A 4,559-nucleotide genomic window follows, 5' to 3' on the forward strand; every position below is an offset into this window, starting at 1 on the left:
TTAAACATTTTTCCTTCAACACCACTTAATGATAAAATAGGAATGAATACAATGAGAATAATGAGTTGGCCAAATATGGCCGAATTCATCATTTTTGAAGCGCTCTTTTGAGTAATAGCATCTATGCTGGATTGTTGTTCAGCTTTTGAAAGTGTGGCTATTTTAGAACTTTGAGCAGTAATTTGAAACGCTATAAATTCAACAATTATAACTGCTCCATCAATAATAATCCCAAAGTCGATAGCTCCTAAACTCATTAAATTGGCATCAATTCCAAAAATATTCATTAACGAAATTGCAAATAGTAAACTTAACGGAATAACCGAAGCTACAACTAATCCAGAACGTATATTTCCTAAAAGTAAAACCACCACAAAAATGACGATAAGCGAACCTAATATTAAGTTTTCGGCAACCGTAAAAGTTGTTTTCCCGATGAGCTCGCTACGTTCTAAAAAACCATTTATGTAAACACCTTCTGGTAGGGAACTTTGAATAGATGCTACGCGTTCCTTAACAGCGTCGATAACTTGTTTAGAGTTACCATCTTTAAGCATCATAACTTGTCCGAGTACTTTTTCGCCCTCGCCATTTCCTGTTATGGCTCCAAAACGAGTGGCACTTCCAAAACCGACTTTAGCAACATCCTTTATGTAAATTGGTAGCCCATCGTTTTTTACAACAATGTTTTCAATGTCTTTTAAAGAGCCTACTAATCCTTCACCACGAATAAAAAAAGCTTTATTCGTTTTTTCAATATAACCGCCACCTGCAACGCTATTATTTTTTTCTAAAGCATTAAAAATATCAATATAACTGATATTCATGGCTTTTAGTTTTTGTGGATTTATGGCAACTTCATATTGTTTTAAAAAACCGCCCCAAGTATTTACTTCTACAACACCCGGAATACCTGAAAGTTGACGTTTAACAATCCAATCTTGAATGGTTCGAAGTTCGGTTACTGAATACCTATTTTTAAATTCAGGTTTAACATCTAAAATATATTGGTAAATTTCTCCTAAACCCGTTGTTATTGGTCCCATTTCTGGCGAACCAAAACCATCAGGAATTTTTTCGGAAGCCGATTTTATTTTTTCTGCTATCAATTGTCTTGGAAGATAGGTTCCTAGTTTATCTTCAAAAACAATAGTAACAACGGATAATCCAAATTTTGAAACGGAACGAATTTCTTCAACGCCTGGCAGATTAGCCATTTCCAGCTCAACAGGATAGGTAATAAATTGTTCAATATCTTGAGTGGATAAATTTCTTGATGTTGTTATTACCTGCACTTGGTTGTTAGTAATATCAGGTACCGCACCAATAGGAATTTGAGTTAAGGAGAAAATCCCTAAGCCAATAATAAAAGCCGTAAAAAGTAGAATAATAAGCTTATTCTTTAAGCTAAATTTTATGATGTTTTCAAGCATAATTCATTTTAATGAATAATTAATAATGCAATTCAAAAGCATTGATTTGAATAGTTTAAAAATAAATTTCGAAAAAAATTATGCTAATTTGGGTGGCTGAAAAACGGATGGTTTTTCAAATAAGGAGATGGATTCTTTATAAAAAAAGTTAACCTGTAAATCCATGGAGGTTTCAGAATATACAGGATATGAAACGGGCTCAAATAAAGTAAAAGTAGTGTTTATATGAGAGCACATATGATGGTTGTCCTTAAATGGTAAATCATCATGCTCCTTGTGTTTGTTTTGATGGGATGCCATTTGCTCACCATAATGTTCAGATAAAAACTGAATGAAATTATCACCGTACATTTCTTTATGATAGTTAGCGTGTTCCAATAAGGCATTGAACTTTGAAATATCTTCAATGTTGATGTTGAAACTTTGAATAAGAATCAAACAAGAATAAAATATGACTACTAGTTTACTCATACCATTGCAAAGCTAATAAAAAATATACATCAAGGTGTGCATTATGTTACATAAGTAATTAAAAATAAGCTTTTAACTGAATAGAACCCGAGTGAATGGTTTTGCTAGTTTCAGTTTTTCTGCCGAAATAACTTAAGTTTAAATCTAAAAATTTGGTTAGTTTTTTTTGTGCTAAAAGTGTCCAAGTAAAGTTTTTTCCTGGTTGCAAACCTTCTAGAATTTGATATGCCACAGGTGTATTTGGGTTTCCGTTATAATCGTTTGAGAAGAAATTAAATTCGCCGTTTATAGCACTTTGTTGACTGCTTGCCAATGAGAAAGACATGCCATATTTTTGCTGTTTTAAAGCTTCCAAATCGCCAATTTTATTGTTTTTACTAGAATGTTGGTAAAAAATATCAAAACTCGAGTTGTCGTTAAATAAATAAGAAAGCTTCGGATTGAAGCTAGTCTCATCAAAATTATAGTTTTTACTGGCAAAATTTTCGCTGATACTTTCATTGTTATCAAAGGAGGAAAGCATATTAATCAACCAATTCCCTGATATTTTATGATTAAAATTAAGCTGATGACTTTTCAAGCTATTCTCAATAAACCCAACTGAGAGTACACTTCTAGTGGTGTTATCTAAAAAAGTATAGGACGTTGTATAACGCTGTTTTCCTCTATTAAAAAACAATACGTTCCTAAAATTTAATTGTAGCCCAAGTTGGTCGTTTTCGTTATTGTTAAAAGGATTTAAATTGAAATTATTGCTTTCTCGTTTAATCTTCCTATCAATTAAATAACTAGTTTGATTGTAGAAATGCGACCAAAATTTTTCAGATGTGTTTTCAGAAACCGACCATTGTGCCGGGTTTACGGTAAGGGTTTGACTCAACCTATTTTGATGTGTTTTTATAAACACACGATTTGGTAAAAGCACGCGAATGTATCTCCCTTGGTCTTGGAATTGGGCAATTTCAAATTCTTCAAGTTCCTGAATCCCATTTTCATTATAATCATTCCAAGTATAAGTGCCTTGTCCAGCTTCAACTTCAACATAGGTAAAATCTTGTTGCGGTAAGGTTCCAGAATTGGTTTCAAAAATAGTATTCCATTGAATAATTTGCTTAAAAAGTTTTTGATTGAATTGGAATCTAGAGTTTATGGAGTTTTCATCTTCAATAGTTTCATCTGTATTTTTAAGCGTTCGGTAATTCGCATATAAAGACAGATTTGTGTTTTTGTTTTGAATAAGTCTAGAGTCTAAATAAAACGTATTTGAGGTATTTACTTTTTGCAATTCATTATCTCGAATACTATCATTAACACGGTTTTTATAACCAATTTCGGTAAAAATTTTAGTACTGTCGCCAACGCCAACAAATACTTCATAAGATTTAAATCGTTGACTTAACGGATTTAATTCCTGAGTCGCAATGGTAGTTTGCTCATTATCCTCAATGGCTAATCGTGTTCCAAGCCAACTTTTATTCATGCTGTAAGTAATGCGATTGTAAGACCTCAAAAATGTTGAATTATTGGTGTTCGAATCGGCATTTAAAAAACTAGAAAAAGATGAAATATTGAATTTATTTAAAACCAAATTAGCATTCGTTATATGGCGATTTCCATTAAAACCATCAGAAAAATTTAAATGTTCAAATTGATAATTTATAGTTCCCTTTTCATGGTGAAATAGTCTAAATCCAGAATTTAAAAGAATTTGGTTTCCTAAATTAAGCCCAATACCATTGGTGTTAGTTAGATCTAAATTCCAATCGCGATTAAATTCTGGATTGTACAAACCTTGAATATTTCGGAAATTGGAAGTGATATAATCGCTATCCAAAAAAGCATCCAAATTCCAAAGGCTATCTTTTTTTACAAGCACTTGATTAATGTTTAATTTTCCAGCAAATCCATCATTATTTTCATCACCTACATTTGAAAAGGTATTTAAATCATTTTTACTTCCAGAAGCTTCAAAACTAATATTGGTTTTTTCTGAAGGTTTATAACTGCCATTTACTACTGCTAATTGTAGTTTTGTTGGTGCCACTAACTGAACAATAGGCGCGTAATTACCTTGGTTGATACCGATATATTCATAAATGTTATTAATAGCGTTAATATTGCTCAAAACATAATCACCTTGATTTTCCCCAACTAAAGTGAAAGTAACGCGATACAATTCATCGTCAGGATTATTGGAAAAAACAAACCCTTCAACGCTGCCAAAAAGTTCTTTTTTATATAAAATTCGGTTGTCGTTTAGCTCTTCTCGAACTTCCGAAGGTGCAACCATGAGTGTTTTATCATCGCCAGCATTTGCTAGAATTCCAACTTGTTCTTCAGATAAATTTTGTTGTAAAGGTTGGTTTTTTGAATCATTTTCGGAATAAACAGACACACCAATTTTAAATGTTTCACTTTCATAATTCCCACCACCATAAGCAACAAATCTTGAATAATTCCGATCGCTAAATTGATAGTCAACAGTAATTCGCATTTCCGAGGTAATGGGATATGTAGAATTGAAAATTATTTCACCTGCATTATAATCCATAATATAATCTTGGTCTTCACCACGTTTTACAGGAATACCATTTACATATACCGTTTCGCTACCCGAAACAATAAGCACAAACAATTCACCATTAGGACCTTGAA

At 32.2% G+C, this 4,559-nt stretch carries 3 protein-coding genes; all 3 read right to left on the minus strand.

The window, feature by feature from the left end; all coding sequences use genetic code 11:
- The coding region (locus WBN21_RS03870; RefSeq protein WP_424197981.1) for an efflux RND transporter permease subunit at positions 1-1,433 on the minus strand (1,433 nt) is incomplete at its 3' end.
- A 78-nt stretch (positions 1,434-1,511) separates the two neighbouring features.
- A complete protein-coding gene (locus tag WBN21_RS03875) occupies positions 1,512-1,904 on the minus strand; it encodes a hypothetical protein (protein WP_424197982.1) in 393 nt (130 codons plus the stop codon).
- Positions 1,905-1,962: 58 nt separating this feature from the next.
- Positions 1,963-4,559 (minus strand): hypothetical protein (locus WBN21_RS03880; RefSeq protein WP_424197983.1); only part of this gene is annotated, 2,597 nt, incomplete at its 5' end.

Origin of the sequence: Algibacter sp. (assembly GCF_049667265.1) — a bacterium.
GTDB lineage: Bacteria > Bacteroidota > Bacteroidia > Flavobacteriales > Flavobacteriaceae > Algibacter_B.